This window comes from Campylobacter sp. CNRCH_2014_0184h, from assembly GCF_025772985.1.
Lineage (GTDB): Bacteria > Campylobacterota > Campylobacteria > Campylobacterales > Campylobacteraceae > Campylobacter_D.
The window spans coordinates 89,232-112,454 of record NZ_JAKMTB010000004.1; the positions used below are offsets into that span (position 1 = coordinate 89,232).

General features: G+C 33.2%; 30 protein-coding genes and 1 tRNA gene. 29 read left to right on the top strand and 2 right to left on the bottom strand.

The window, feature by feature from the left end:
* Positions 1-14 precede the first annotated feature (14 nt).
* Positions 15-90, bottom strand: a tRNA-Ala gene (locus tag L8X36_RS05235).
* 226 nt (positions 91-316) lie between these two features.
* Between L8X36_RS05235 and rpsJ the strand changes: the two genes are divergently transcribed.
* The 29 genes from rpsJ to L8X36_RS05380 all read left to right on the top strand — a co-directional run bounded on the left by rpsJ (position 317) and on the right by L8X36_RS05380 (position 17,762).
* A complete protein-coding gene (gene rpsJ / locus L8X36_RS05240) occupies positions 317-628 on the top strand; it encodes a 30S ribosomal protein S10 (RefSeq protein WP_012660810.1) in 312 nt (103 codons plus the stop codon).
* 9 nt (positions 629-637) lie between these two features.
* Complete coding sequence (gene rplC / locus L8X36_RS05245) at positions 638-1,213, top strand: 50S ribosomal protein L3 (protein WP_012660811.1); 576 nt, start codon at positions 638-640, stop codon at positions 1,211-1,213.
* The gene (gene rplD, locus L8X36_RS05250; RefSeq protein WP_039617137.1) at positions 1,210-1,824 is read left to right on the top strand and encodes a 50S ribosomal protein L4; all 615 of its coding nucleotides are present in this window, start codon (positions 1,210-1,212) and stop codon (positions 1,822-1,824) included. Before rplC ends, rplD begins: the two co-directional genes overlap by 4 nt.
* A 1-nt stretch (position 1,825) precedes the next feature.
* The gene (locus tag L8X36_RS05255) at positions 1,826-2,107 is read left to right on the top strand and encodes a 50S ribosomal protein L23 (RefSeq protein ID WP_039617139.1); all 282 of its coding nucleotides are present in this window, start codon (positions 1,826-1,828) and stop codon (positions 2,105-2,107) included.
* A 1-nt stretch (position 2,108) separates the two neighbouring features.
* Positions 2,109-2,939, top strand: coding sequence for a 50S ribosomal protein L2 (rplB, locus tag L8X36_RS05260; RefSeq protein ID WP_039617141.1), 831 nt, complete (start codon positions 2,109-2,111; stop codon positions 2,937-2,939).
* A gap of 1 nt (position 2,940) precedes the next feature.
* On the top strand, positions 2,941-3,222 hold the full coding sequence (gene rpsS / locus L8X36_RS05265; protein WP_039617142.1) for a 30S ribosomal protein S19: 282 nt from the start codon (positions 2,941-2,943) through the stop codon (positions 3,220-3,222).
* A gap of 9 nt (positions 3,223-3,231) precedes the next feature.
* Complete coding sequence (rplV, locus tag L8X36_RS05270; RefSeq protein WP_039617143.1) at positions 3,232-3,606, top strand: 50S ribosomal protein L22; 375 nt, start codon at positions 3,232-3,234, stop codon at positions 3,604-3,606.
* Between the two features lies 1 nt (position 3,607).
* Positions 3,608-4,309 (top strand): 30S ribosomal protein S3, encoded by a 702-nt coding sequence (rpsC, locus tag L8X36_RS05275; protein WP_039617145.1) that lies wholly within the window; start codon positions 3,608-3,610, stop codon positions 4,307-4,309.
* 2 nt (positions 4,310-4,311) lie between these two features.
* On the top strand, positions 4,312-4,737 hold the full coding sequence (gene rplP / locus L8X36_RS05280; RefSeq protein ID WP_012660818.1) for a 50S ribosomal protein L16: 426 nt from the start codon (positions 4,312-4,314) through the stop codon (positions 4,735-4,737).
* Positions 4,724-4,909, top strand: coding sequence for a 50S ribosomal protein L29 (gene rpmC / locus L8X36_RS05285; protein ID WP_012660819.1), 186 nt, complete (start codon positions 4,724-4,726; stop codon positions 4,907-4,909). The genes rplP and rpmC overlap by 14 nt, the downstream gene beginning before the upstream one ends.
* A 9-nt stretch (positions 4,910-4,918) precedes the next feature.
* A complete protein-coding gene (gene rpsQ / locus L8X36_RS05290; RefSeq protein WP_039617148.1) occupies positions 4,919-5,170 on the top strand; it encodes a 30S ribosomal protein S17 in 252 nt (83 codons plus the stop codon).
* Complete coding sequence (rplN, locus tag L8X36_RS05295) at positions 5,170-5,538, top strand: 50S ribosomal protein L14 (RefSeq protein ID WP_012660821.1); 369 nt, start codon at positions 5,170-5,172, stop codon at positions 5,536-5,538. The genes rpsQ and rplN overlap by 1 nt, the downstream gene beginning before the upstream one ends.
* The gene (gene rplX / locus L8X36_RS05300; protein ID WP_012660822.1) at positions 5,538-5,765 is read left to right on the top strand and encodes a 50S ribosomal protein L24; all 228 of its coding nucleotides are present in this window, start codon (positions 5,538-5,540) and stop codon (positions 5,763-5,765) included. Before rplN ends, rplX begins: the two co-directional genes overlap by 1 nt.
* 1 nt (position 5,766) lies before the next feature.
* Positions 5,767-6,312 (top strand): 50S ribosomal protein L5, encoded by a 546-nt coding sequence (rplE, locus tag L8X36_RS05305; RefSeq protein WP_012660823.1) that lies wholly within the window; start codon positions 5,767-5,769, stop codon positions 6,310-6,312.
* Position 6,313: 1 nt separating this feature from the next.
* Positions 6,314-6,499: a type Z 30S ribosomal protein S14 gene (locus L8X36_RS05310; protein ID WP_012660824.1), complete on the top strand. Its 186-nt coding sequence runs from the start codon at positions 6,314-6,316 to the stop codon at positions 6,497-6,499.
* 12 nt (positions 6,500-6,511) lie between these two features.
* Entirely contained in the window at positions 6,512-6,907 is a 396-nt protein-coding gene (gene rpsH, locus L8X36_RS05315; RefSeq protein ID WP_039617152.1) for a 30S ribosomal protein S8, read from the top strand.
* A gap of 78 nt (positions 6,908-6,985) precedes the next feature.
* Positions 6,986-7,522 carry a 50S ribosomal protein L6 gene (gene rplF, locus L8X36_RS05320; protein WP_039617154.1) on the top strand — a complete coding sequence of 179 codons (537 nt, stop codon included), beginning with the start codon at positions 6,986-6,988 and terminating at the stop codon, positions 7,520-7,522.
* A gap of 9 nt (positions 7,523-7,531) precedes the next feature.
* Positions 7,532-7,888: a 50S ribosomal protein L18 gene (rplR, locus tag L8X36_RS05325; protein WP_039617157.1), complete on the top strand. Its 357-nt coding sequence runs from the start codon at positions 7,532-7,534 to the stop codon at positions 7,886-7,888.
* A gap of 16 nt (positions 7,889-7,904) precedes the next feature.
* Positions 7,905-8,348, top strand: a complete 444-nt coding sequence (gene rpsE / locus L8X36_RS05330; protein WP_039617161.1) for a 30S ribosomal protein S5 — start codon at positions 7,905-7,907, stop codon at positions 8,346-8,348.
* A 3-nt stretch (positions 8,349-8,351) separates the two neighbouring features.
* A complete protein-coding gene (rplO, locus tag L8X36_RS05335; protein ID WP_039617163.1) occupies positions 8,352-8,744 on the top strand; it encodes a 50S ribosomal protein L15 in 393 nt (130 codons plus the stop codon).
* Complete coding sequence (gene secY / locus L8X36_RS05340; protein WP_039667833.1) at positions 8,744-10,006, top strand: preprotein translocase subunit SecY; 1,263 nt, start codon at positions 8,744-8,746, stop codon at positions 10,004-10,006. Before rplO ends, secY begins: the two co-directional genes overlap by 1 nt.
* A 41-nt stretch (positions 10,007-10,047) precedes the next feature.
* A complete protein-coding gene (gene murI, locus L8X36_RS05345) occupies positions 10,048-10,788 on the top strand; it encodes a glutamate racemase (protein ID WP_263682894.1) in 741 nt (246 codons plus the stop codon).
* 115 nt (positions 10,789-10,903) lie between these two features.
* Entirely contained in the window at positions 10,904-11,935 is a 1,032-nt protein-coding gene (locus tag L8X36_RS05350) for a type II asparaginase (protein WP_256374651.1), read from the top strand.
* An 83-nt stretch (positions 11,936-12,018) separates the two neighbouring features.
* Positions 12,019-12,666 (top strand): ferritin family protein, encoded by a 648-nt coding sequence (locus L8X36_RS05355; protein WP_012660833.1) that lies wholly within the window; start codon positions 12,019-12,021, stop codon positions 12,664-12,666.
* A gap of 54 nt (positions 12,667-12,720) precedes the next feature.
* Positions 12,721-13,194 (top strand): DNA-deoxyinosine glycosylase, encoded by a 474-nt coding sequence (locus L8X36_RS05360; RefSeq protein WP_263679246.1) that lies wholly within the window; start codon positions 12,721-12,723, stop codon positions 13,192-13,194.
* Entirely contained in the window at positions 13,194-13,745 is a 552-nt protein-coding gene (locus L8X36_RS05365) for a ribonuclease HII (RefSeq protein WP_263682895.1), read from the top strand. The genes L8X36_RS05360 and L8X36_RS05365 overlap by 1 nt, the downstream gene beginning before the upstream one ends.
* A 226-nt stretch (positions 13,746-13,971) precedes the next feature.
* On the top strand, positions 13,972-15,000 hold the full coding sequence (locus tag L8X36_RS05370) for a tRNA-dihydrouridine synthase (protein ID WP_263682896.1): 1,029 nt from the start codon (positions 13,972-13,974) through the stop codon (positions 14,998-15,000).
* Between the two features lie 99 nt (positions 15,001-15,099).
* On the top strand, positions 15,100-16,383 hold the full coding sequence (locus L8X36_RS05375) for an aromatic amino acid transport family protein (RefSeq protein WP_412175027.1): 1,284 nt from the start codon (positions 15,100-15,102) through the stop codon (positions 16,381-16,383).
* Between the two features lie 11 nt (positions 16,384-16,394).
* Positions 16,395-17,762, top strand: coding sequence for an L-serine ammonia-lyase (locus L8X36_RS05380; protein WP_263682900.1), 1,368 nt, complete (start codon positions 16,395-16,397; stop codon positions 17,760-17,762).
* Positions 17,763-17,792: 30 nt separating this feature from the next.
* Here L8X36_RS05380 and L8X36_RS05385 read toward each other — a convergent pair whose 3' ends face one another.
* Positions 17,793-23,138, bottom strand: coding sequence for a hypothetical protein (locus L8X36_RS05385; RefSeq protein ID WP_263682902.1), 5,346 nt, complete (start codon positions 23,136-23,138; stop codon positions 17,793-17,795).
* Positions 23,139-23,223: the final 85 nt, after the last annotated feature.

A 23,223-nucleotide genomic window follows, 5' to 3' on the forward strand; every position in this document is an offset into this window, starting at 1 on the left:
TTCTTTATACTAAATGGTGGAGCATAGCGGGTTCGAACCGCTGACCCCAACGCTGCCAGCGTTGTGCTCTCCCAGCTGAGCTAATGCCCCTTTAGATTTTGAAATCATACTATATTTTTTCTTAGATTTTCTTAATGCATAAAAAATCTTGTAAAATTTATAAAATTTAATTTTTATCCTTTTTAAAAGGAAAATAATTAAAAAAAATGTATAAATTTCTTGACATAGCAAAGTATGTTTTTATATAATCTCAACATCATTTTATATGGTGGTTAGATTCTTATGGGTCTAACGAGTTCTTTACAAAGGAAAAAATATGGAAAGAATCAGGCTTAAGCTAAAAGCTTATGACCACAGAGTTCTAGATCGCACAGTTGCAGCAATTGTAGAAGCTGTTAAAAGAACAGGTGCTGACATCAGAGGTCCAGTGCCAATGCCTACAAAAATCAAAAGATACACAGTTTTGAAATCTCCACACATCAATAAAGATTCACGCGAACAATTTGAGATGAGAATTCATGCTCGTATGCTTGATATTGTAGCAGCTACTCCAGATACAGTAGATTCACTCACTAAGCTTGACTTGGCTCCAGAGGTCAATGTTGAAGTAAGAGCTATGGGTAAATAAGGATAGAATATGGAATACATTGTAGAAAAAATTGGTATGAGTAGAACAATCAGCACACCAAGCATTCCTGTAACCTTACTTAAACTTGTTCAAACTAAAGTATGTGAAGTAGAAAATGGAAAAGCTTTGGTTGCTTATGTAAAAGGCAAAGCAAATAATAAATGCATTGCAGGTCAGCAAAAAAAATACAATCTTTCAGCTGAATATAATAGATTTGCTTCTTTAGAAGTAGCAAACACAGAAGCAGGTGATATTGATCTTAATCCTTTAAAAGAAGCTTCTATTTTAAAAGTAAGCTTTAATTCTAAAGGTAGAGGTTATAGTGGGGTTGTTAAAAGACACGGATTTGCCGGAGGTCCTGCAAGTCACGGTTCAAGATTCCACAGACGTCACGGATCAATCGGTAACCGCGAATGGCCAGGTCGTGTTCAACCAGGTATGAAAATGGCAGGTCATTATGGTAATGTAAAAGTTACTGTTAAAAATGAAGTAGTTTCATTTGATGAAGAAAATGGCATCTTAGTAGTAAAAGGTGCAGTACCAGGATTTAATGGTGCTATGGGTAAAATAAGGATTGCAAAATGAGTAAAGTAACTGTTTTAAATGATAAATTTGAAAAAGCTAGTGAACTCGATCTTCCAGCAAAATATGCAGAAGTTAATCCTCACAACCTTTATTTATATGTAAAATCTTATCTTGCTAGCCTTAGAGCAAACACAGCTCATACTAAAGGTAGAAGCGATGTAAGCGGTGGTGGTAAAAAACCATGGAGACAAAAAGGTCGTGGTGGTGCAAGAGCAGGTTCAACAAGAACGAATGTTTGGGTTGGTGGTGCTGTGGCATTTGGTCCTACAAACAATCGTAACTATTTCCAAAAAGTTAATAAAAAACAAAAACGCTTAGCGCTTGAAAGAGCATTGGCTGATAAAGCACAAAACAATGCATTATTCTCAGTAGATAGTTTAAGCATTGAAAGCGGTAAAACAAAAGATGCAAATGCAGTTATTAAAAAGCTTGGTTTAAAAGATGCTTTAATTGTAAAAGATTTACTAGATGAAAAAACACTTCTTGCTTTTAGAAACTTAGCAAATTGCTATGTAGTTGATATTAGCGAAGTAAATGCTTATTTAGTATCTGTATTTAATGCTGTTATCATTGAAAAAGCAGCGCTTGAATCTATCGTAAAAGAGGGTTAAAATGGCAGATATTACTGATATAAAAACAATACTTTACACTGAAAAAAGCTTAAACCTTCAAGAGCAAGGTGTTGTAGTTATTCAAACTTCTCCAAAAATGACTAAAAATGGTCTAAAAGAAGTTTTAAGAGAATATTTTGGTGTAACTCCAGTAAGAATTAATTCTTTAAAAATGGATGGAAAAGTAAAGCGTTTTAGAGGTCGTGAAGGTCAAAGAAATAGCTTTAAAAAATTCTATGTTAAGCTACCAGAAGGTGTGAGCTTAGAAAGTTCGGAGGCATAAGATGGCAATTAAAACTTATAAACCATATACTCCAAGTAGAAGATACATCACAGGTGTAAGCTCTGATGATATCACAGCAAAAGCTAGTGTGCGTTCATTGCTTGTAAAACTTCCAGCTCATGCAGGTCGTAACAATAATGGTAGAATCACAAGCCGTCATAAAGAAGCAGGTGCTAAAAAACTTTACAGAATTATAGATTTTAAAAGAAGAAAATTTGGTATTGAAGGTAAAGTTGAAGCAATCGAGTACGATCCATACAGAAATTGTCGTATTGCATTAATCTCTTATAGAGATGGTGAAAAAAGATACATCTTACAACCAAAAGGTTTAAGTGTTGGTGATGTTGTTTGTGCTGCTGAAAGCGGACTTGACATTAAACCAGGTAATGCAATGAAATTAAGAAATATCCCAGTGGGTACTATCGTACACAATATTGAGTTAAAACCAGGCAAAGGCGGTCAAATGATCCGTTCAGCAGGTGCTTATGCTCAATTAATGGGTAAAGAAGAAAAATACGTTATCTTAAGACTTGCAAGTGGTGAAATGAGACAAGTTTTAGCTGAATGTATGGCAAGTATCGGTGAAGTTGGTAATGAAGAATGGTCAAACGTGACTATTGGTAAAGCTGGTAGAAATCGCCATAGAGGTATTCGTCCTCAAACAAGAGGTTCTGCGATGAACCCAGTTGATCACCCGCACGGTGGGGGTGAAGGTAAGAAAAATTCAGGCCGTCATCCAGTTACTCCATGGGGTAAACCAACTAAAGGTGCTAAAACTCGCCGTAAAAAAGCTAGCGATAAGCTAATAATTTCAAGAAGAAAAGGAAAGTAAGATGGCTAGGTCACTAAAAAAAGGTCCTTTTGTTGATGACCATGTAATGAAAAAAGTCATCGCTGCTAAAAAAGCTAACGATGGTAAGCCAATTAAAACTTGGTCAAGACGCAGCACTATTATACCTGATATGATAGGTTTAACTTTTAATGTTCATAATGGAAAAAGCTTTATCCCAGTATATGTTACTGAAAATCATATCGGTTACAAATTAGGTGAATTTGCACCTACTAGAACATTCAAGGGTCACAAAGGCTCTGTTCAGAAAAAAATAGGTAAGTAAGGGAGATTTATGAGTAGAGCGTTAATTAAATTCATAAGATTATCTCCAACTAAAGCGAGATTGATTGCTAGAGAAGTTCAAGGTATGAATGCAGAGCTTGCATTAGCTAGTTTGAAATTTATGCCAAATAAAGGTGCTAAATTTATAGCAAATGCTATTTCAAGTGCTGTAGCAAATGGCGGATTTGAAGCAAATGAAGTTGTTGTTTCAAGTTGTCGTGTTGATGCTGGTGCGGTTTTAAAAAGATTTAGACCAAGAGCTAGAGGAAGTGCTAGTCGTATTAGAAAGCCAACTTCACACATTTTGGTAGAAGTTAGTAAAGTAGAAGCAAGTGCTGAAAAAACTACAAAAGCTAAAAAAGCATCAGTGAAAAAGGAAAGCTAATATGGGACAAAAAGTAAATCCGATTGGTTTAAGACTAGGAATTAATAGAAATTGGGAATCAAGATGGTTTCCTACAAAAGCTAATTTAGCAGAAAATATTGGTGAAGATTATAAAATCAGAACTTTCTTAAAAAGAAAACTTTATTATGCAGGAATTAGCCAAATTCTTGTAGAAAGAACAGCGAAAAAATTAAGAGTAACTGTTGTAGCTGCAAGACCAGGGATTATTATTGGTAAAAAAGGTAGTGATGTTGATATTTTAAGAAAAGAACTTCAAGATTTAATCAAAAAAGAAGTTAATATCAATATCAAAGAAGAAAGAAAAGCAGGTGCTTCAGCTCAGCTTGCAGCTGAAAGTGTTGCTACTCAACTTGAAAAAAGAATTGCTTTTAGAAGAGCAATGAAAAAAGTAATTCAAGGAGCGCAAAAAGCAGGTGCTAAAGGGATTAAAGTTTCAGTTTCAGGCCGTTTAGGTGGTGCTGAAATGGCAAGAACTGAATGGTACTTAGAAGGTCGTGTTCCACTTCACACTTTAAGAGCAAAAATCGATTATGGTTTTGCAGAAGCACACACTACTTATGGAAACATAGGTATTAAAGTATGGATCTTCAAAGGTGAAGTTTTACAAAAGGGTGTTCAACCTGAAAAAACCGAAGAAAACGCTCCAGCTAAAAAAACTAGAAGAGCAAGAAGAGGTAAATAATCATGTTAATGCCAAAAAGAACAAAATATCGTAAAATGATGAAAGGGCGTAACAGAGGTTATGCCAACAGAGGGACTGAATTTACTTTTGGTGATTTTGCCCTAAAAGCAACTGAAGCTGGCCGTATCAATTCACGTCAAATCGAAGCAGCTCGTATTGCTTTAACTCGTTTTGTAAAAAGACAAGGTAAAACTTGGATTAGAGTTTTCCCAGATAAACCTCTAACTAAAAAACCTTTAGAAACTCGTATGGGTAAAGGTAAAGGTGCAGTTGAGGAATGGGTAATGAACATTAAACCAGGTCGTATCATTTATGAAATGGCAGGGGTTAATGAAGAAATGGCAAGACAAGCTTTAACTTTAGCGATGCACAAGTTGCCATTTAAAACTAAGTTTGTTACAAGAGAGAGCCAAAATGAAATATACTGAGATTAAAGATAAAACAGCAGGTGAGCTTGCAACAATGCTAAAAGAAAAAAAGGTGCTTTTATTTACTTTAAGACAAAAGCTAAAAACAATGCAGCTAACTAATCCTAAAGAGATTAGCGAAGTTAAAAAAGACATCGCTAGAATCAATACTGCAATTAGCGCTTTAAAATAAGGATAGAAAATGGCATTTAAAAGAGAAATTCAAGGCGTTGTTGTTCAAATTGCTGGAGATAAAACAGCAACAATTTTGGTTGAAAGAAAAGTGGTTCACCCAAAATACAGAAAAATCGTAAAACGCTTTAAAAAATATTTAATTCATGATGAAAGAAATGAACTTAAAGTGGGAAATACTGTAGTTGCTATTGAATGTAGACCACTTTCTAAGAGAAAATCATTTCGCTTAAAAACTATAGTATCAGCAGGAGTTGAGTAATGATTCAAAGTTTTACTAGGCTTGCAGTTGCTGATAATAGCGGTGCAAAAGAATTAATGTGTATTAAGGTTTTAGGTGGTAGTAAAAGAAGATACGCTACTGTTGGTGATGTAATCGTTGCATCTGTAAAAAAAGCTCTACCAAATGGTAAAGTTAAAAAAGGTCAAGTAGTAAAAGCAGTTATCGTTAGAACTAAAAAAGAAATTCATAGAGATAATGGTTCTTTAATTCGTTTTGATGAAAATGCAGCAGTTATTCTTGATGCTAAAAGAGAGCCTATCGGAACGCGTATTTTTGGACCAGTAGGTCGTGAAGTAAGATATGGTGGCTTTATGAAAATTGTTTCACTAGCACCGGAGGTGTTGTAATGAAATTAAAAATTAAAAAGAATGATATGGTAAAAGTTATCGCAGGCGATGACAAAGGCAAAACAGGTAAAGTTTTAGCAGTATTTCCTAAAACAAATAAAGTAATTGTTGAGGGTTGCAAAATCGCTAAAAAAGCTGTTAAGCCAAGTGATAAAAATCCAAACGGCGGTTTTATCAATAAAGAAATGCCAATGGATATTTCAAATGTAGCAAAGGCAGGAGAATAAGATGATGAGATTAAAAGAAAAATATACTCAAAATATCAAACCTGCTTTAGTAAAAGAATTTGATATCAAAAATCCTATGCTTATTCCTTTTATTGAAAAAGTTGTAATCAGCGTAGGTGCTGGGGAATTAGCAAAAGATCAAAAAGTATTACAAAATGTTGCAGATACTATTTCATTGATCGCTGGACAAAAAGCAGTTATCACAAAAGCTAAAAAATCAGTTGCTGGTTTTAAAGTGAGAGAAGGCTTCCCAGTAGGTGTAATGGTAACATTAAGAAAAGACAATATGTATGCTTTCTTAGATAAGCTTATTACTATAGCTCTTCCTCGTGTTAAAGACTTTAGAGGTCTTCCAAGAGATGGTTTTGATGGAAGAGGAAACTATAACTTTGGTTTAGATGAGCAGTTAATGTTCCCAGAAGTTGAATATGATAAAATCTTAAGAACTCATGGTATGAACATTTCTATCGTTACAACAGCAAAATCAGATAAAGAGGCACAAAAATTATTAGAATTATTTGGCGTGCCATTTGCAAAAGGAAAGTAATATGGCTAAAAAATCAATGATTGCAAAAGCTGCCCGCAAACCTAAATTTAGCGTTAGAGGGTATACTAGATGCCAAATTTGTGGAAGACCACATTCAGTTTATAGAGATTTTGGAATTTGTAGAGTTTGCTTAAGAAAAATGGCAAATGAAGGTTTAATTCCTGGTCTTAAAAAAGCAAGTTGGTAAGAGGAAAGAACCATGATAAATGATTTAATTTCAGATTCACTAACAAGAATTAGAAATGCAGGGATGAGAAGATTAGAAACTACTCAACTTTTGCATTCTAAAGTTATCGAAGCTTTACTTGGAATTTTCCAAGCTAAAGGCTATATTGAAAGCTTTAATGTTATTGAAGAGGATAAAAAGAAATTCATCAATGTAGTTTTAAAATACGATGAAAAAGGTAAAAGCGTAATTAACGAAGTTAAGCGTATTTCTAAACCTGGTCGTCGTGTTTATAAAGGCAAAGATGAGATCAAAAGATTTAAAAACGGTTATGGTACTATCGTAGTAAGCACTTCAAAAGGTGTTTTAGCTAACGACGAAGCTTACAAAGCAGGCGTTGGCGGCGAAGTTTTATGTACTATTTGGTAAGAGTTTCTACTTTTTATGGTATTCGGTATCCATTCTTATAAAGTAGTCATATCGTAGACAAGTAAAAAGGAAAAATGAATGTCTCGTATAGGTAAACAACCAGTTGCTATTCCAAGTGGAGTAGAAGTAAAATTAGAAGGTAACTTGCTAAAATTCAAAAAAGGAAATTTAGCAAAAGAGCTTGATACAAAAGCAAATGTTAATGTTGAGATTAAAGAAGGACAAATTCTTTTCTCTCCTAAAGGTGAAGATAGACAAAGTAGAGCTTATTGGGGAACTTATAGAGCTTTAGCTCAAAACATCATCATCGGCTTAACTGATGGTTTTAGCAAAACTTTAGAAATCAACGGTGTTGGTTATAAAGCTGCGTTAAAAGGTAAAGTTCTTGAACTTGCTTTAGGTTTTTCTCATCCTATCAACTATGCTATTCCAGAAGGCATAGAAATTACTGTTGATAAAAACAATGTTATTATCAAAGGTAGTGATAAACAAGTGGTAGGTCAAGTTGCTGCTCAAATTCGTGAATTTAGACCACCTGAGCCTTACAAAGGAAAAGGTGTTAAATATTCAGATGAGCGTATTATCCGCAAAGCTGGTAAGACATCTAAGAAGTAAGGATAGAATATGAGAGCAAATGTATTAAAAAGAAAAATATCTTTAAGAATTAAAAGAAAAAAAAGAATTAGAGCAAAAATTTCAGGAACACAAGCTCTTCCAAGAGTTTCTGTTTTCAAATCAAACAGAACTTTATATATCCAAGCTATCGATGATGTTAAAGCAGTAACTTTAGCAGCAGTAGATGGAAGAAAAATTGGTGTTAAAGCAAATAAAGAAGGCGCTAAAAAAATAGCAGCTGAATTTGCAAAAGTTTTAAAAGCTAAAAACATAGAAGAAGCAGTGTTTGATAGAAATGGTTATTTATACCATGGTGTGATTGCAGCTTTAGCTGAAGCACTAAGAGAAAACGGAATCAAACTATAACCCAAAAGGAAGATCGATGGAAAAATATAATAGAGAAGAATTTGAAGAAGTAATCGTCGATATCGGCAGGGTTACTAAGGTTGTTAAAGGTGGTAGAAGATTTAGATTTACTGCTTTAGTTATCGTTGGAAATAGAAAAGGTTTAGTTGGTGTGGGCTATGGAAAAGCTAAAGAAGTTCCAGATGCTATAAGAAAAGCAGTTGATGATGCTTTTAAAAACATTGTTGAAGTTAAAACAAAAGGTTCAACTATCCCTCATGATGTAGAAGTAAAATACAACGCAAGTAGAATTTTACTTAAGCCAGCAAGCGAAGGTACAGGGGTTATTGCAGGTGGTTCAACGCGTCCTATCGTGGAACTTGCAGGTATTAAAGACATTTTAACTAAGTCTTTAGGTTCAAATAATTCAGCAAATGTTGTGCGTGCTACTATCAAAGCACTTACAATGCTTAAAGGATAATCGATGAATTTAACAAAAGCACCAGGTTCAACACATAAAACCAAAAGAATAGGCCGTGGTCAAGGTAGTGGTATGGGTAAAACTTCTACTAAAGGTGGAAAAGGCCAAACTGCTAGAAAAGGTTATAATGAAAAAAGAGGTTTTGAAGGGGGTCAACAACCACTTCAAAGACGTTTACCAAAGGTAGGCTTTACTTCTAAATTTGAAAAACCTTATGTGATTAATGTTGAAAAAATCACAGCAATCAAAGAGCTTAGCGAAATTACATTTGAAACAATCAATAGCATTCATAAGCTTTCAAAAAATGTAAATAAAGTTAAGCTTATTGGAGCAAGCGCTAAAGATCTTGCTAGTAAAATTAAAGACGAGAAGATTACTTTTAGCGGACAAAAATAATGAATAAAACATTGACAAATAAAATTCTCATAACATTAGCTTTTTTATTCGCTTATAGAATATTAGCTTATGTTCCAGTTCCGGGGGTTAATGTCAGTGTTATCAAGGAATTTTTTGATTCTAATGCATCTAATGCATTAGGCTTGTTTAATATGTTTAGTGGAGGTGCTGCTGAAAGACTTAGCATCATCTCTCTAGGCATTATGCCTTATATTACTGCTTCGATTATTATGGAGCTTTTAGCGGCAACTTTTCCTAATATAGGAAAAATGAAAAAAGAACGCGATGGTATGCAAAAATATATGCAAATTATCCGTTATGCTACTATAGCTATCACTTTGATACAAAGTATAGGCGTTTCTATAGGCTTACAAAGTCTTCATGGAAAAGCAGGTCAATCAGCCATTATGATTGATATGAATACTTTTATCGCACTTTCTGCTGTTTCTATGCTTGCAGGTACCATGCTTTTGATGTGGATAGGTGAGCAAATCACTCAACGCGGTATAGGAAATGGTATTTCTTTAATTATCTTTGGTGGTATTGTTTCTACAATTCCAGGTGCAATTAGTGGAACAGTAAATTTGGTAAATACAGGTGAGATGAATTTCTTGACTATCATTGCCATTTTAGTTGTAATTTTACTTACTATTTGGGCTATTATAGTAGTAGAACTTGGAGAAAGAAGAATTCCTATTTCTTACTCAAGAAAAGTAATCATGCAAAATCAAAACAAACGTATTATGAACTATATACCTATTAAGATCAACTTAAGTGGTGTTATTCCTCCTATTTTTGCAAGTGCGATTTTGATGTTTCCAAGTACTATTTTACAAACAAGTACAAATGAATATGTGTTAAAAATTTATGACTTTTTAAATCCAAATGGATTTTTCTTTCATATTTTAACATTCTTACTTGTTATTTTCTTTGCGTATTTTTATGCATCAATTGTATTTAATGCAAAAGATATAGCTGAAAATCTTAAAAGACAAGGTGGTTTCATACCAGGTATTAGACCAGGTGAAGGAACTGCAAATTATCTTAATGAAGTAGCGTCAAGACTTACCTTGTCAGGTTCTATTTATTTAGGGCTTGTAGCTACATTACCATGGCTTATTGTGAAGTTGTTTGGTGTGCCTTTTTATTTTGGTGGAACTTCTGTTTTGATTGTAGTTCAAGTAGCACTTGATACAATGAGAAAAATCGAAGCTCAAATTTATATGAATAAATACCAAACTTTAAGTGCAGTAGGCTTATAAGAAAGTAGATTTTCTACTTTCTTCCTTTTTAAAGGATTTTGATGAGACTAGGCGTTTTTGATAGCGGTGTAGGTGGGCTTAGTGTTTTAAAATCTTTACTTCAAGCAAAACTTTTTAAAGAATATATTTACTATGGGGATACTGCAAGAGTGCCTTATGGGGTTAAAGATAAAGAAACTATCATTAAATTTTCCCTAGAAGCTTTAGAATTTTTCAAAGAAAAAAAAGTCGATATGCTTATTATTGCGTGTAATACAGTTAGCGCACATGCTTTAGAAATTCTAAAAGCAAATGCACCATTTCCGGTTCTTGGAGTTATAGAAGCAGGAGTTTTAGCAGTTAAAAACTCTTTAGAAGATAAAGACTCTAATATATTAGTCATTGCAACACAAGCTACCGTGGATTCTCACGCTTATAAACAAGCTTTAATTAAAGAAGGTTTTTTAAAAGTGGAAGAAAAAGCAACTGGGCTTTTTGTACCTATGGTTGAAGAAGGGATTTTTCAAGGAGATTTTTTAAAAGCTGCTTTTGAGTATTATTTTAATAAGCTCAAATTTCATCCTAATGCTTTAATCTTAGCATGCACACATTTTCCCTTAATCGCTCATTCTTTGGAAGAGTATTTTGGTAAAAACACAAAACTTATTCATTCGGGTGAGGCTATAGCTTTGCAATTACAGCAAGAATTTAACTTAGCATCAATCCAAGAAGAAGCTAATATCAAATTTTATGCTTCAAGTGATGTAGAAAAACTAAAAAAAATTGCAAATTTATGGCTTTAAATTAATGGTTATTTACTAAAGTATTTTTTATATTTATAATTTATTTTTATTTAAACATAGTTGCATTATAATCTTTATCATTTCTAATGAAAGGACTAACATGAAAAAAATGTTAATGTGTGCAGCTATGGCACTAAGTTTAGGAGCAGGAATTTTGGAAGCAAAACCAAAAGTTGCAATTTTAGCTACAGGTGGAACTATCGCTGGTTCGATTGATAGTTCAGTAGCTACTACAGGTTATACAGCTGGAGTTTTGGGGGTTGATGCTTTGATTAAGGCAGTACCTCAAATTCAAGATTTGGCAGTAATTAGCGGAGATCAAATTGCTAATATTGATAGCAAAGATATGACAAATGAAATTTGGCTAAAACTTGCTAAAGAAGTTAATAGACTTTTAAAATCTGATGTAGATGGAGTTGTAATTACTCATGGTACTGATACTATGGAAGAAACTGCATATTTCCTAAATTTAACCGTAAAAAGCGATAAGCCTGTTGTTTTGGTTGGTGCAATGCGCCCATCAACTGCAATTAGTGCAGATGGTCCTAAAAATCTTTACAACGCTGTGGCATTAGCAGCAAATCCTCAAGCAAAAAATAAAGGCGTAATGGTGGCTATGAATGATAGAATTCAAAGTGCTAGAGGCGTTATGAAAACTCATAGTTTAAATGTAAATGCATTTAGTTCACCAGATATGGGTGATATGGGTTATATAGTAGATGGAAAAGCATTTTTCTATAATACTAATACAAAATTACACACCAAAAAATCTCCATTTGATGTTAGCAAACTAAAAGAATTACCAAAAGTAGATATTCTTTATAGTTATGCAAATGATGGTAGCGGTGTTGCAGCAAAAGCTTTGTTTGAAAATGGAACCAAAGGTATAGTTGTAGCTGGAACAGGTGCTGGTAGTATTCATGATTATCAAAAAGATGTTTTAAAAGAATTGCTTAAAAAAGGTCTTAATGTAGCAGTAAGCTCACGCGTAGTAGCTGGTAGAGTTGCAGTAAGTGATGCTGATGCAAAACTTGGTTTCATTGATACAGGTGATATGAGTCCTCAAAAAGCTAGAGTGTTATTAATGCTTGCCCTAACTAAAACAAGTGATCCTAAGAAAATCCAAGAATATTTCTTAAAATACTAAAACCTTTAACACCCAAATGCTAAAATAACATTTGGGTGGATTTTTCAATAAAAATCTTACTTAATTAATCACAAGGATATTAAATGAAACAATATGAAAGTTATAAATGCCAAAAATGTGGCAATGAAGTAGAAGTACAAAATGTAGGTGGTGGAAAGCTTAGTTGCTGTGGTCAAGAAATGGAGTGTATTACTAAAGATTTAACAGCTGTAAATTTAATGAAAGCTTTTGCTGGAGAATCTATGGCAAGAAATAAATATGATTTATTTGCAGATATTGCTCAAGAAGAAGGTTGGCATGCTATTGCAAAACATTTTAGAGAAGCTGCAGAAAATGAAAAATGGCACGCAAGAGCTGAATTTAAAGCTTATCATGAATTAGTAGATGGTAAAGCTTTAGAAGAAACTGCTAAAAATTTAATCTGCGCAGCAGAGGGCGAAAACTATGAGCATACTACTATGTATCCAAATTTTGCAAAAATCGCAGAAGATGAGGGCAAAAGAAATATAGCAAGATTATTTACAGCTATAGGTAAAGTAGAAATTGAACATGAAAGAGAATATCTAGCGCTTAAAAAAATGCTTGAAGAAGAAGATTTCTTTAACTCAGAAGTAGAAGAATTATGGGTTTGTGAAGTTTGTGGGCATATACACCGTGGTAAAAAAGCACCAAATGCCTGTCCTTTGTGTAAAGCTCCAAAAGAATACTTCAAACGCGAATTTTTAGGATAATTTTAAAAACCTTGATAAAAATGATAAAATATTTTATTTTTATCAAGGTCTAATATGCAAATTCTAACTCATCCTTTCAAACCTTTTTTTGATGAAAACTCAAAAGTTTTAATACTAGGTTCTTTTCCATCTATTAAATCAAGAGAAGAAAATTTTTATTATCAACATAGCAAAAATCGTTTTTGGCGTATTTTTGAAATATTATTTGAGTGTGAGTTAAAAACAGTACAAGTTCAAAAAGCTTTTTTAAAAGCAAATCATATAGCACTTTGGGATGTTATAGCAAGTTGTAAGATAAAAAATTCAGATGATAAAACTATTTCTTATGCTAAAGCAAATGATATAAATATGATTTTAGATAAGGCAAATATAGAAAAAATTTGTGTATTAGGTAAAGTTGCAAGTAAATATTTTGCTAAATTTTATCCTGAGCAAGAATTTTTTGAACTCCCTTCAAGCTCTCCTGCTAATATGAATTATTCTTTAGAAAATTTAGTAGAAAAATATAGCATTATAAAGGAAAGATAATGGCTTTAGTTGGAGTAGATGAGGCTGGACGCGGGGCTTTGGCTGGAGATATGCACATAGGAGCTTGCAAGCTTTTAAAAAATATTGATGGTTTGGCTGATTCTAAAAAATTAAGCGCAAAAAAAAGAGAAGAATTATATGGGCAAATTCTTTCTAGCTCAAATTTTTTAATCCTTGCTTTTTCGCCTTTGCAGATTGATACTTTAGGGCTTAGTCAGTGTTTACAGCTGGCTTTAAAAATCATCAAAAAACATTTTAACCAAGATGAGATTTTATATGATGGAAATTTAAATTATGGAGTTTTAGGTATAAAAACCATGATTAAAGCTGATATGAAAGTACAAGAAGTTTCGGCAGCTAGTATATTAGCCAAGGTAAGTCGTGATCAAAAAATGTGTTATTTTTCTAAATTATATAATCATTATGATTTTGATAAACACAAAGGTTATGGCACAAAAGCTCATATAGAAAAGATTAAAGCATTTGGTTATTCTCCCTTGCACCGCAAAAGCTTTATGCTAAAGTGTTTTGAGAAAAGCTTATTTGATTAAAATGTGTGGTTTTTACACTTTTTTATTTTAAATTTTCATTTTCTTTGACAAAAAATAGAAAAATTAACATTTGAAATATTATTATTAAGATAAAAAAATATATTCAAAAAATATTTTTTTGATAATTAATTATTAAATTTTACAATATCAATTAAAAATACAATGTATTTTAAGAAAAATTAATTTTTTTCTATTATAGTAATATAAAAATATTTCAAGGGGTATTATGTCTTTACTTTTAAGTGAGCTAAAGATTGGAAATTTTTATGTAAAAAATCGCATTGTAATGCCCCCTATGGATATGTATGAAACACAAGTTTTAGATGGTAAGATTAATCAATTTCACCTGATACATTATGGAGCCAGAGCTTTGGGTGGTGTTGGGCTTATCATAGTTCAAGCTTGTGCGATTAATGAAAATGCAAAAATAGCTGATAATGATATTGGTCTTTGGGGAGATTTTCAAATTCAAGGACATAAAGAGCTTGTTGAGCTTTGTCATCATTTTGGTGCTAAAATTGCCATTCAGCTAAATCACAGTGGCCGTAAAAATTCGTGTAAAGAAGCCATATCAAAAGCCCCAAGCAATATAGCTTTTAGTGAAAAATTTTCCAAACTTCATGTTTTAAGCAAAGATGAAATTTTACAAATTGAGCAAGAATTTATTCAAAGTGCTAAAAGAGCTAAAGAAGCAGGTTATGATGCAGTAGAGCTTCATAGTGCTCATGGATATTTGCTTAGCTCGTTTTTATCGCCTTTATCAAATCAAAGAGGTGATGAATATGGGGGTAGTTTTGAAAATAGAATACGTCTTTTGTGTGATATCATTAAGCGCATAAAAAAAGAAGTTGATGTTGCTTTATTTGTAAGAATTTCAGCCACGGAATGGCAAGAAGGTGGTTGGAATTTAGAAGATAGTAAAAAACTTGCCTTGATTTTAGAAAAATTAGGTATTGATATGTTAGATGTTTCAGCAGGAGGAAATATCAATAAACCTTCTTTAGTGCCAAACATAGCACCACTTTATCAAGCTCCTTATGCTAAGGCCTTAAAAGAAGTTGTTAAAATTCCTATATCTTGTGTAGGTCTTATAAATAGTGCTAGCGAAGGCGAGGCTTTGCTTTTGGGTGGGGTGTGTGATTTGGTTTGTTATGGTAGAAAATTACTAAGAAATCCAAATTTTGCAAATGAAGCCGCAGTTGCTTTAAATGAAAGAAAAAAAATTATGCCAAATTACTCCAGAGCGTATTTGTAAAATAATACAAAAAGTTTTTTAGGTAAAAGCTTTTTTTATTATTTTTTACAAGGAGAAAATGTGGATAATCTTAAGTGGAATTCTTTTGATACGCGTTGGATGCTTTCTCTTTTTGGGACTGCAGTTGGTGCGGGGATTTTATTTTTACCTATTAAGGCGGGTGTTGGTGGTTTTTGGCCAGTTGTTGTGATGGCTTTGATTATTTTTCCAATGGTGTATTTAAGCCATAGGGCTTTAAGTCGTTTTGTATGCCAAGCAAATGGTAATGATAAAGACATTACTCATGCGGCTGAAGAGTATTTTGGTAGAAAAGTAAGTATTTTTATTTCTGTGCTTTATTTCTTTGCAATTTTCCCAATTTGTTTAGCATATTGTGTAGGTATAACTAATACTTTTGAGAGTTTTATTTATAATCAATTCTTACCGCTTTTAGATCCAAATGGTTCTTTTGCAAGTGCAATTAGTGCTATGTATCAAACAAGTGTTAATGAACAAGGAAAAACTATAGCTAATTTACTTCCTTTTTATAGAGCGCTTTTTGCTTTTGTTTTGGTAAGTATTTTTATGCTTATTATGCTTTTTAGTGAAGAATTAATCACTAAAGTATGCGAATGGCTTGTGTATCCTTTATGTGCTATTTTATTTTTATTTTCTTTATATCTTATTCCACAATGGTCATTTGAAAGTTTTAGTGCTATTCCTGGTACGAAAGAATTTATCACTATAGTGTGGCTAACTTTACCAGTTTTAGTGTTTTCGTTTAATCACTCACCGGCTATTTCTACTTTTTCTCTAAGTGTAAAAAGAGAATATCCTGAAAATTCAGTACAAAAAGCAAATCAAATTTTACTTAGAACTTCTGTAATGTTACTTGCTTTTGTTATGTTTTTTGTGGTATCTTGTGTGCTTTCTTTAACTCCAGCTGAACTTGCTGAAGCAAGAGCGCAAAACATACCTGTGCTTTCTTATTTTGCTAATAAGCTTGATAATCCATTTATTTCTTATGGTGGTCCATTAATCGCATTTTTAGCAATTTCTAGTTCATTCTTTGGTCATTATTTTGGTGCTAGAGAAGGTGCTTATGGTATAGTTAGAAAATGCTGCAAATTAGCAGGCAATGAAAATCCTGATTTGAAAAAAATCGCAGTTTATTCTACTTTAGTAATGTATATTGTTATGTTAATTACTGCTTATGTAAATCCAAGCATTTTAGGTTTTATTGAAAGCTTAGGTGGTCCAATTATTGCTGCAATCTTATTCTTAATGCCTATGATTGCAATTTACACTGTTTCTAAAATGAAAAAATTCCAAAATAAAGCTTTAGATGCATTTGTATTTATCACAGGTATTTTGACAATTATCACTGTAATTTATACTTTTTAAGGTGTTAGTGAATGAGTAGTAATTTAAGTATATTTAAAGTTGGTGTTGGTCCTTCATCTTCTCACACTTTAGGGCCAATGCTAGCGGGTAATATGTTTTGTGAAAAGATTAAAGATAAAATCACACAAATTACAAAAATTCAAATCAAACTTTATGGCTCTTTATCACTTACTGGTAAAGGCCATTTAAGTGATAAGGCTATTATATGGGGTTTGAGTGGCTTAAGAGCAAAAGAACTCAACGCTGCTTTGCAAGATCGTGTGTTTAATAAAATTTTACAAGATAAAATTTTGGTTTTAAATGCTCAAAAAGAATTAAATTTTGATTATGATAAAGATTTGATTTTTGAAAAAGACTTTTTACCTTTACATGAAAATGGGTTAAAAGTAAGCGCTTATGATGAAAATGGAGAAATCATTGCTGAAGAAATTTATTATTCAGTGGGTGGTGGTTTTGTTATGAGTGAAGCTGAGCTTCAAAAACACAAAGATGGAGCTTGTGAGCAAAAACATACTAAATTAGAACTTGATGTTAACAATGCAAGCGATGCTTTAAAAATTTGTGAAGAAAAATCATGGGATCTAGCAAAACTTTCTTATGAATATGAGCTTCAATTTCATACCAAAGAAGAAATTAGAGCTTATTGTTTAGAAATTTGGGAAGTAATGCAAGAAGTTTATTATAATGGTATTCATCCAAGTTCAGATTTTCTTCCAGGAAATTTGCACTTAAAGCGCCGTGCTAAAGGGCTTAATGAGCGTTTGGCTATGACAAGCGATCCTTTGGGGATTATTGATTTTATTTCTTTATATGCTATTGCTATTGCAGAGGAAAATGCAAGTGGAGCTAGAGTAGTAACTGCTCCAACTAATGGAGCTTGTGCTGTTGTGCCTGCTGTAATGCTTTATCTTAAAAACCATACGGTTGGTTTTAATGATGAAAAGGCTATTAATTTTTTGCTAACTGCTATGTTAATAGGTTCTTTTTATAAGAAAAATGCAAGCATAAGTGGTGCTGAAGCTGGCTGTCAAGCTGAAATTGGTAGTGCAAGTTCTATGGCAGCAGGAGCTATGGCTACTGTGATGGGTTTTGATGCAAAGATAGCTTGTAATGCTGCTGAAATTGCGATGGAACACCATTTAGGATTAACTTGTGATCCAGTAAGTGGTTTAGTGCAAATTCCTTGCATAGAAAGAAATGCCTTTGGAGCGATTAAAGCTATTTCAGCTGCTAGAATGGCAATGAGTAGAAAATCAACTCCAAAAGTAAGTCTTGATGAGGTTATAAAAACTATGTATGAAACCGGCAAGGATATGAACTCAAAATACAAAGAAACTTCCTTAGGTGGTTTAGCTACTAATCTTACAAGTGTATGTTAATTCTTGAAGATTTAAAATCTTCAAGAATTTTTAGTTAAATAGATATCTAAATTCTCCTCTAAAACCATAGTTTGCATCCATGTCTTCCATAAAGTAACGATTTATCTCAAAAGATATTTCGGTTTTATTGCTAGGTTTTGCTTTAAATCCTATTATAGCATTGGCAAAAGCATGAGAATAATCTGCTGTTTTGTAATCCCAATTTCCAGTTAATGGATCTTGGAGTTTGCCTTGATCTTTGGCATCTGAGAAATATTGTCCGAAATCTGTTTTTAGATAAACCATAGATTTTCCTTCATTGTATTGTTGACCAACTAAAACAGATGCCATAATACCAAGATTTCTATAATCATCTTGTTGCATTCTTATGCCATTAGATGTTTTAACATCGTGATCTTGATAATAGGTAAAATCAATATCCATATAAGCATCTAAGAATGCATTATTTGGTAAATAGAATTTTCTTCCAAGTGCAAAACCAGCAGAATACGCAAGATTATCGAATTTTGCACTATTGGTTTCAAAACTTCCTGCCTGATTTGCTGATATTTTGCTTTTGTAATGATCTATAGCAAAGTCTGCTTCAAGATATACTCCATTTTTCCAAAACATTGCAGAGTACATACCTGTTGAAAAATTATTAATTTCAGAACTGCTTAATTTGTCTAGATTAGAATGTAAGGTTCCATATCCTAGATGAACACCGGTCATCATGTTAAAGTTAAGATAATTTATAATTTCATCAAAACCATATTTTACTCCTGTGTAAATACTGTCTATTTCTCTAGGACTATAAACATTGGTGTGCTGATTAAAATGTGAATTATAAGCTTGTGTCCACATTCCTCCTTTTGAATATTCATTTTCTTTAAGCAATCTAAATCTTTCAGAAAGTTGGTTTTGATTAAAAAGGTGCATTCTGTTTAATAAAAATGCATTGTCAATTACAGCTTTAACAATTTCTGAAGGATCTACTAACGAACTTATGTTATTATTGATTACATCTAATCTATCAATATATATATTTCCATTGCTTTGATTTTGATCGATATTTGGTGTTATAGTGTAACGTATAGCGCCATGATCTTTTTCTACTGTTTGATTAGAAGCAAGAATAAAATCTTTTAAATTGAGCTTGTTTTTATTTTCAACTTGACTTAAATCAATAAGTGTGTGATTTCCAGTGATTGTTTGTGTGGTAGGATTTTTATCATCAAATAATCCTGCACTAGCATCGTCTAAAATTTTAATGTGTAGTTTATTTAAAGCTTTAAAATCAATTTCTTTTGTTATAACATAGCTATCTCCAGTGTTGTTGGCTAGATCAGTGTAAAAACCAAAAGAATTATCTCCAGCTAGTGTAAATTTATCACTTGTTACTGTTCTGAAGTTGTATTTTGAATTTTTTACTGTATTATCGGTATTATTTACAGGAAAGTCAATGTGCCCAAAATTTATAATACTATTATTAAAGTAAGCTCCATTACCAACTTCATTATCATTGATCTGTGTTTCTAAGTTAATGCTAGATAAAAAGTTTATATTTGAGCCATCTGCGTAAATAGAATAAGCTTTAACATTGTCTTTGTTTTCTGCTTGGGTAGAAGCTGAAACTTTTATGGTGTGAACATTTCCATCCTTAGAGCCTATATTTAGAGTGCCTCCAATATCTGCTAATCCTACTGCATAGGAAAGTCCATCAAGCCCATCATAGCCTATACTTCCTGCTTGAGATTGTTGGTACTTAGCATCTTCATTGATAATAGTAGCATTAGTAATATCTCCAACTTTGCCGGCTTCGCCACCTTTTCCAGCTTGAGTTTTGATGTTAATATCCCCATTTAAATCAATATTTATTTCTTTTCCTGATTGATTTAAAACAGCTATACCTATGGCATCTCCACCTCTACCGCCATGTCCTGCATTACCAGATTGGACTTTGTTTACGCTACCATTATTGTATTTATGATCAGCTCCATCACCTTTTCCGCCATTACCTCCATTTCCGCCATTACCAGCTTTTATATCTATATTGATATCATTTAAAACTATAGAGTTACTCGCTTTTGTGTCTTTTTTGATGTTATATCCAAATACTCTATATCCTTCTCCATGGCCACCATGACCTCCATTTCCACCACTTCCATAAAGATAAGCATCGCTACCGCTTGTTCCATTTTCACCGTTTTTTCCGGTTTGATTAAATGTTAATGCTTCTTTAAAAGATTTGTTTTTTGAAAGTTCTGTGGTATTGGCAAAGTTATATCCTATACCACTTTTACCATGTTCTCCTTGTTTGCTTTCTGCTATGCTTACTTTGTCTATTATTACTTGATTGTTGGTTTGGTTTATTGAGAGTTCCACTCCATATCTTTTGTCTATAGTGTCATATCCTCCTCCACTTCCGCTAGACTCAAATTTTAAACCACTATCAAAATCTTCTTCTGACTCTATAACCACTATATCTGTATTCCAACTACCTGATGTTAAACCACCTTGTTCTAATTGTTTATTGATTTCTTGATCTCTTATGGAAACAGTTTGAGTTCCGGTATTTTCATCAACTTCAAACTTATCTACTTTTAGCTTATCTCCTTGGTTTTCTTTATAATTTGTGTTGAAAATAAAATTATTATTACCTTCTAGTTTTATGGTATCAGATGTTAATGTGTGGTATTCCCCATTTTCATGTATGAAATCAACTCTTGAATCTTTAAATGTAGCTCCATTACCACTAGCTCCATTACTAGTTGTGGTTTTTAAGGTAAGGTTTGTTCCAACTTTTAAAGTCGCATTATCAGCATATAGTGAACTAGCTTTAGCATCTTTTCCGTTGGCTTTTACATCAATAGTTATATCTTTATCTGAAAAAAGATTGAGTATAGAGCCATTTGCTATGTGTATACCATAAGCACTTGCAGTTCCATCCTCGCCCTTTGTCCCATCTATGCCATCTATAGCTGTTTGATCTCTATTTGGATCAAGTATGGTTAAATTTCCACCACCATAACCTTTATCTCCACTAGCTCCTTTACCACCATCTCCACCTTTACCACCGGTTGCATTTAGAGTGATATTTGCATTTAAATTTAGAGTAATATTTTTTCTTCCTTCAGCGTAAAATCCATTCAATTCTACGCTTCCTCCATTACCACCATTTCCTCCGTGTCCTGCTTGTGTTCTTCCATTTTTATGATCAGGCCCATCCGCATATCCACCATCAGCGCCTTTACCACCATCTCCACCTTTGGCTGTTATGGTAATATCTTTATCGATAGTGTAAGTTTCTCCATCTTTTATGCCATTTACTCCATTTATGACAAAACCTTGTCCATGGCCACCATCTCCGCCATGGCCACCATCTCCATATAACTTAGCATCGGTTCCTTTTGTACCATCACCACCTTTAGTTCCGGCGTTATTTGTAGAGTAAAGAGCTGTTTTACCACCGTTTAGATTTAAAACTTGAACATTGTGGCTTGTTCCATCTTTGCCATCAACTCCAGCTTTTGATTTATCTATGGTAACACTATCTACTTTTATAGCAGTGTCTGTGGTGTTTGTTTTATATTCTGTGAGATATCTTTCTCCATTAGTATCTACTCCATTATTTTCAAGATTAACATTTATACCATTTAATCCTCCATTTGTCACTGTGAAAATATCATGATTTATATCTATTGTTTTTTTATCCTCTAAATCAGAATAAACACCATCTTTTATATCTTGGACTAAGGTATCATCTGTGACATTTATTTTTATATCTCCACTTTTTGTGAGATTTGTTGCACTAACTTTATTACCTTGCTTGTTTTTTGAATCAATATGAAAATCGAAAGTATTTGAAGTTCCAGTTAATACTAAAGAGTCTGTTGTAAAGCTTTTGTAGCCATTGGTGTTATCAAATTTTAAAGTGCTATTTTCAAATTTTGCACCTCTTTTATCGTTTGAATTTGCACCATTGTCTATTTTTGATGTTATGGTTAGATTATCTTGTAAAATGATAGTTGAGTTATTTGCTTTGATACCAAATGCTTCTTTATTGCTAGCATTGGCTGCATTTGTTTCTATGGTTATACCACTACCGCTTACGCTGCTTAAAGTTAGAGTACTATTGCTTAAATCTATACCATTAGCAATGGCATCTTTAGCATCTTCGGCATTACCACCACTACCACCTGCTCCACCTGCACCACCACTACCAGCGGCACCAGGGCGTCCTTGAGTTCCTCCGACTATAGAAGTATTGGATCCTCCCCATCCTTGACTTCCACCATTTCCACTAGCTCCAGCCAAGCCAGCAGTCCCTTTGTTTCCTCCAGTAGATGAAAGTTTGATATTATCTATCATTACTATGGCATTGTTATTGTTATCTATATCTATAGCTGTGATGGTTGCGCTACCAGCGCTACCAGCGTTACCACCATTTCCAGCGTTACCACCATTTCCACCGTTACCACCATTTCCACCATAAGCATCATAGGCTGAGCATCCAAGCAAAGGGGTGCAATATCCACCAGATACGGCATTACCACCATTTCCTCCAGATCCTCCTTTACCACCATTACCACCATTACCACCATTACCACCATTACCACCTGTAGCAGTTGCATTTATGGCTTTTACAGAAAGCTCAAATGGATTGTTTGCATTGTTTTGAAATAAAGTAGCGCTTATAGATCCACCATTTCCACCATTTCCACCATTTCCACCATTTCCACCATTTCCAGCGTTACCGCCTTTTCCACCAAATGCTTGCGTTGGTTTATCTCCGTAATCTCCTGAGTTAGCGTGAGAACCATTACCTCCATTACCACCGTTTTTACCATCAGCACCATTACCTCCATTACCACCAGAAGCACCTTTTAAAACTAACGTGTAGCTTTTATCGCTAAGATTGGTTTTTTCTTTGATGATGTAACCTGTTATTTTTATATCACCTAAATTAGAGCCATTACCACCATTACCGCCATGACTTCCATTAGATCCTTTTCCACCATTAAATCCATCTATTTGTTGATTGCCTGAATAGCCTGTGGTTTGTCCATCTGTTCCGTTATTACCAGCTTCCCCAGCTTGTCCAGCTGTTCCATTTGCTTTACTTTGTTCATTTGTATTAATTTCGATGGTTTGATTATTGTTTTTAATATCAAAAATTTCTTCTATATCGTTTTGAGAAGCACTACCATTAACCCCATCTTGACCTTTTTCTAAAACAGATGCTCCATCTTGACCATGTATTCCTTCCCCAGCTGCATTTAATTCTGTAGATGAAAAAGCTAAAGAAAGACTTAAAACTAAAGTAGAAAATTTAAGAGAATTTTTTAAAAGTTCACATTCTTTTGTATTTTTAGAAAGGCTATCCCCCCCCCCCATGGGTATTTAAAGTCCGATTCATATTCATTTACTCCTATTTAAAATAATAAATTAAAATATTATGATTATAAATATTTTTTTATAA

Coding starts and splice junctions, on each gene's coding strand:
- rpsQ (WP_039617148.1), top strand. CDS start 4,919: ATGGCATTTAAAAGAGAAATTCAAGGCGTTGTTGTTCAAATTGCTGGA.
- rplX (WP_012660822.1), top strand. CDS start 5,538: ATGAAATTAAAAATTAAAAAGAATGATATGGTAAAAGTTATCGCAGGC.
- rplF (WP_039617154.1), top strand. CDS start 6,986: ATGTCTCGTATAGGTAAACAACCAGTTGCTATTCCAAGTGGAGTAGAA.
- L8X36_RS05365 (WP_263682895.1), top strand. CDS start 13,194: ATGGCTTTAGTTGGAGTAGATGAGGCTGGACGCGGGGCTTTGGCTGGA.
- rpsS (WP_039617142.1), top strand. CDS start 2,941: ATGGCTAGGTCACTAAAAAAAGGTCCTTTTGTTGATGACCATGTAATG.
- secY (WP_039667833.1), top strand. CDS start 8,744: ATGAATAAAACATTGACAAATAAAATTCTCATAACATTAGCTTTTTTA.
- rplN (WP_012660821.1), top strand. CDS start 5,170: ATGATTCAAAGTTTTACTAGGCTTGCAGTTGCTGATAATAGCGGTGCA.
- L8X36_RS05350 (WP_256374651.1), top strand. CDS start 10,904: ATGTGTGCAGCTATGGCACTAAGTTTAGGAGCAGGAATTTTGGAAGCA.
- rplR (WP_039617157.1), top strand. CDS start 7,532: ATGAGAGCAAATGTATTAAAAAGAAAAATATCTTTAAGAATTAAAAGA.
- rplP (WP_012660818.1), top strand. CDS start 4,312: ATGTTAATGCCAAAAAGAACAAAATATCGTAAAATGATGAAAGGGCGT.
- rpsE (WP_039617161.1), top strand. CDS start 7,905: ATGGAAAAATATAATAGAGAAGAATTTGAAGAAGTAATCGTCGATATC.
- L8X36_RS05255 (WP_039617139.1), top strand. CDS start 1,826: ATGGCAGATATTACTGATATAAAAACAATACTTTACACTGAAAAAAGC.
- rplV (WP_039617143.1), top strand. CDS start 3,232: ATGAGTAGAGCGTTAATTAAATTCATAAGATTATCTCCAACTAAAGCG.
- L8X36_RS05370 (WP_263682896.1), top strand. CDS start 13,972: ATGTCTTTACTTTTAAGTGAGCTAAAGATTGGAAATTTTTATGTAAAA.
- L8X36_RS05355 (WP_012660833.1), top strand. CDS start 12,019: ATGAAACAATATGAAAGTTATAAATGCCAAAAATGTGGCAATGAAGTA.
- murI (WP_263682894.1), top strand. CDS start 10,048: ATGAGACTAGGCGTTTTTGATAGCGGTGTAGGTGGGCTTAGTGTTTTA.
- L8X36_RS05380 (WP_263682900.1), top strand. CDS start 16,395: ATGAGTAGTAATTTAAGTATATTTAAAGTTGGTGTTGGTCCTTCATCT.
- L8X36_RS05385 (WP_263682902.1), bottom strand. CDS start 23,138: ATGGGGGGGGGGGATAGCCTTTCTAAAAATACAAAAGAATGTGAACTT.
- rpsJ (WP_012660810.1), top strand. CDS start 317: ATGGAAAGAATCAGGCTTAAGCTAAAAGCTTATGACCACAGAGTTCTA.
- rplD (WP_039617137.1), top strand. CDS start 1,210: ATGAGTAAAGTAACTGTTTTAAATGATAAATTTGAAAAAGCTAGTGAA.
- L8X36_RS05360 (WP_263679246.1), top strand. CDS start 12,721: ATGCAAATTCTAACTCATCCTTTCAAACCTTTTTTTGATGAAAACTCA.
- rplC (WP_012660811.1), top strand. CDS start 638: ATGGAATACATTGTAGAAAAAATTGGTATGAGTAGAACAATCAGCACA.
- rplB (WP_039617141.1), top strand. CDS start 2,109: ATGGCAATTAAAACTTATAAACCATATACTCCAAGTAGAAGATACATC.
- rplE (WP_012660823.1), top strand. CDS start 5,767: ATGATGAGATTAAAAGAAAAATATACTCAAAATATCAAACCTGCTTTA.
- rplO (WP_039617163.1), top strand. CDS start 8,352: ATGAATTTAACAAAAGCACCAGGTTCAACACATAAAACCAAAAGAATA.
- rpsH (WP_039617152.1), top strand. CDS start 6,512: ATGATAAATGATTTAATTTCAGATTCACTAACAAGAATTAGAAATGCA.
- L8X36_RS05375 (WP_412175027.1), top strand. CDS start 15,100: ATGCTTTCTCTTTTTGGGACTGCAGTTGGTGCGGGGATTTTATTTTTA.
- L8X36_RS05310 (WP_012660824.1), top strand. CDS start 6,314: ATGGCTAAAAAATCAATGATTGCAAAAGCTGCCCGCAAACCTAAATTT.
- rpmC (WP_012660819.1), top strand. CDS start 4,724: ATGAAATATACTGAGATTAAAGATAAAACAGCAGGTGAGCTTGCAACA.
- rpsC (WP_039617145.1), top strand. CDS start 3,608: ATGGGACAAAAAGTAAATCCGATTGGTTTAAGACTAGGAATTAATAGA.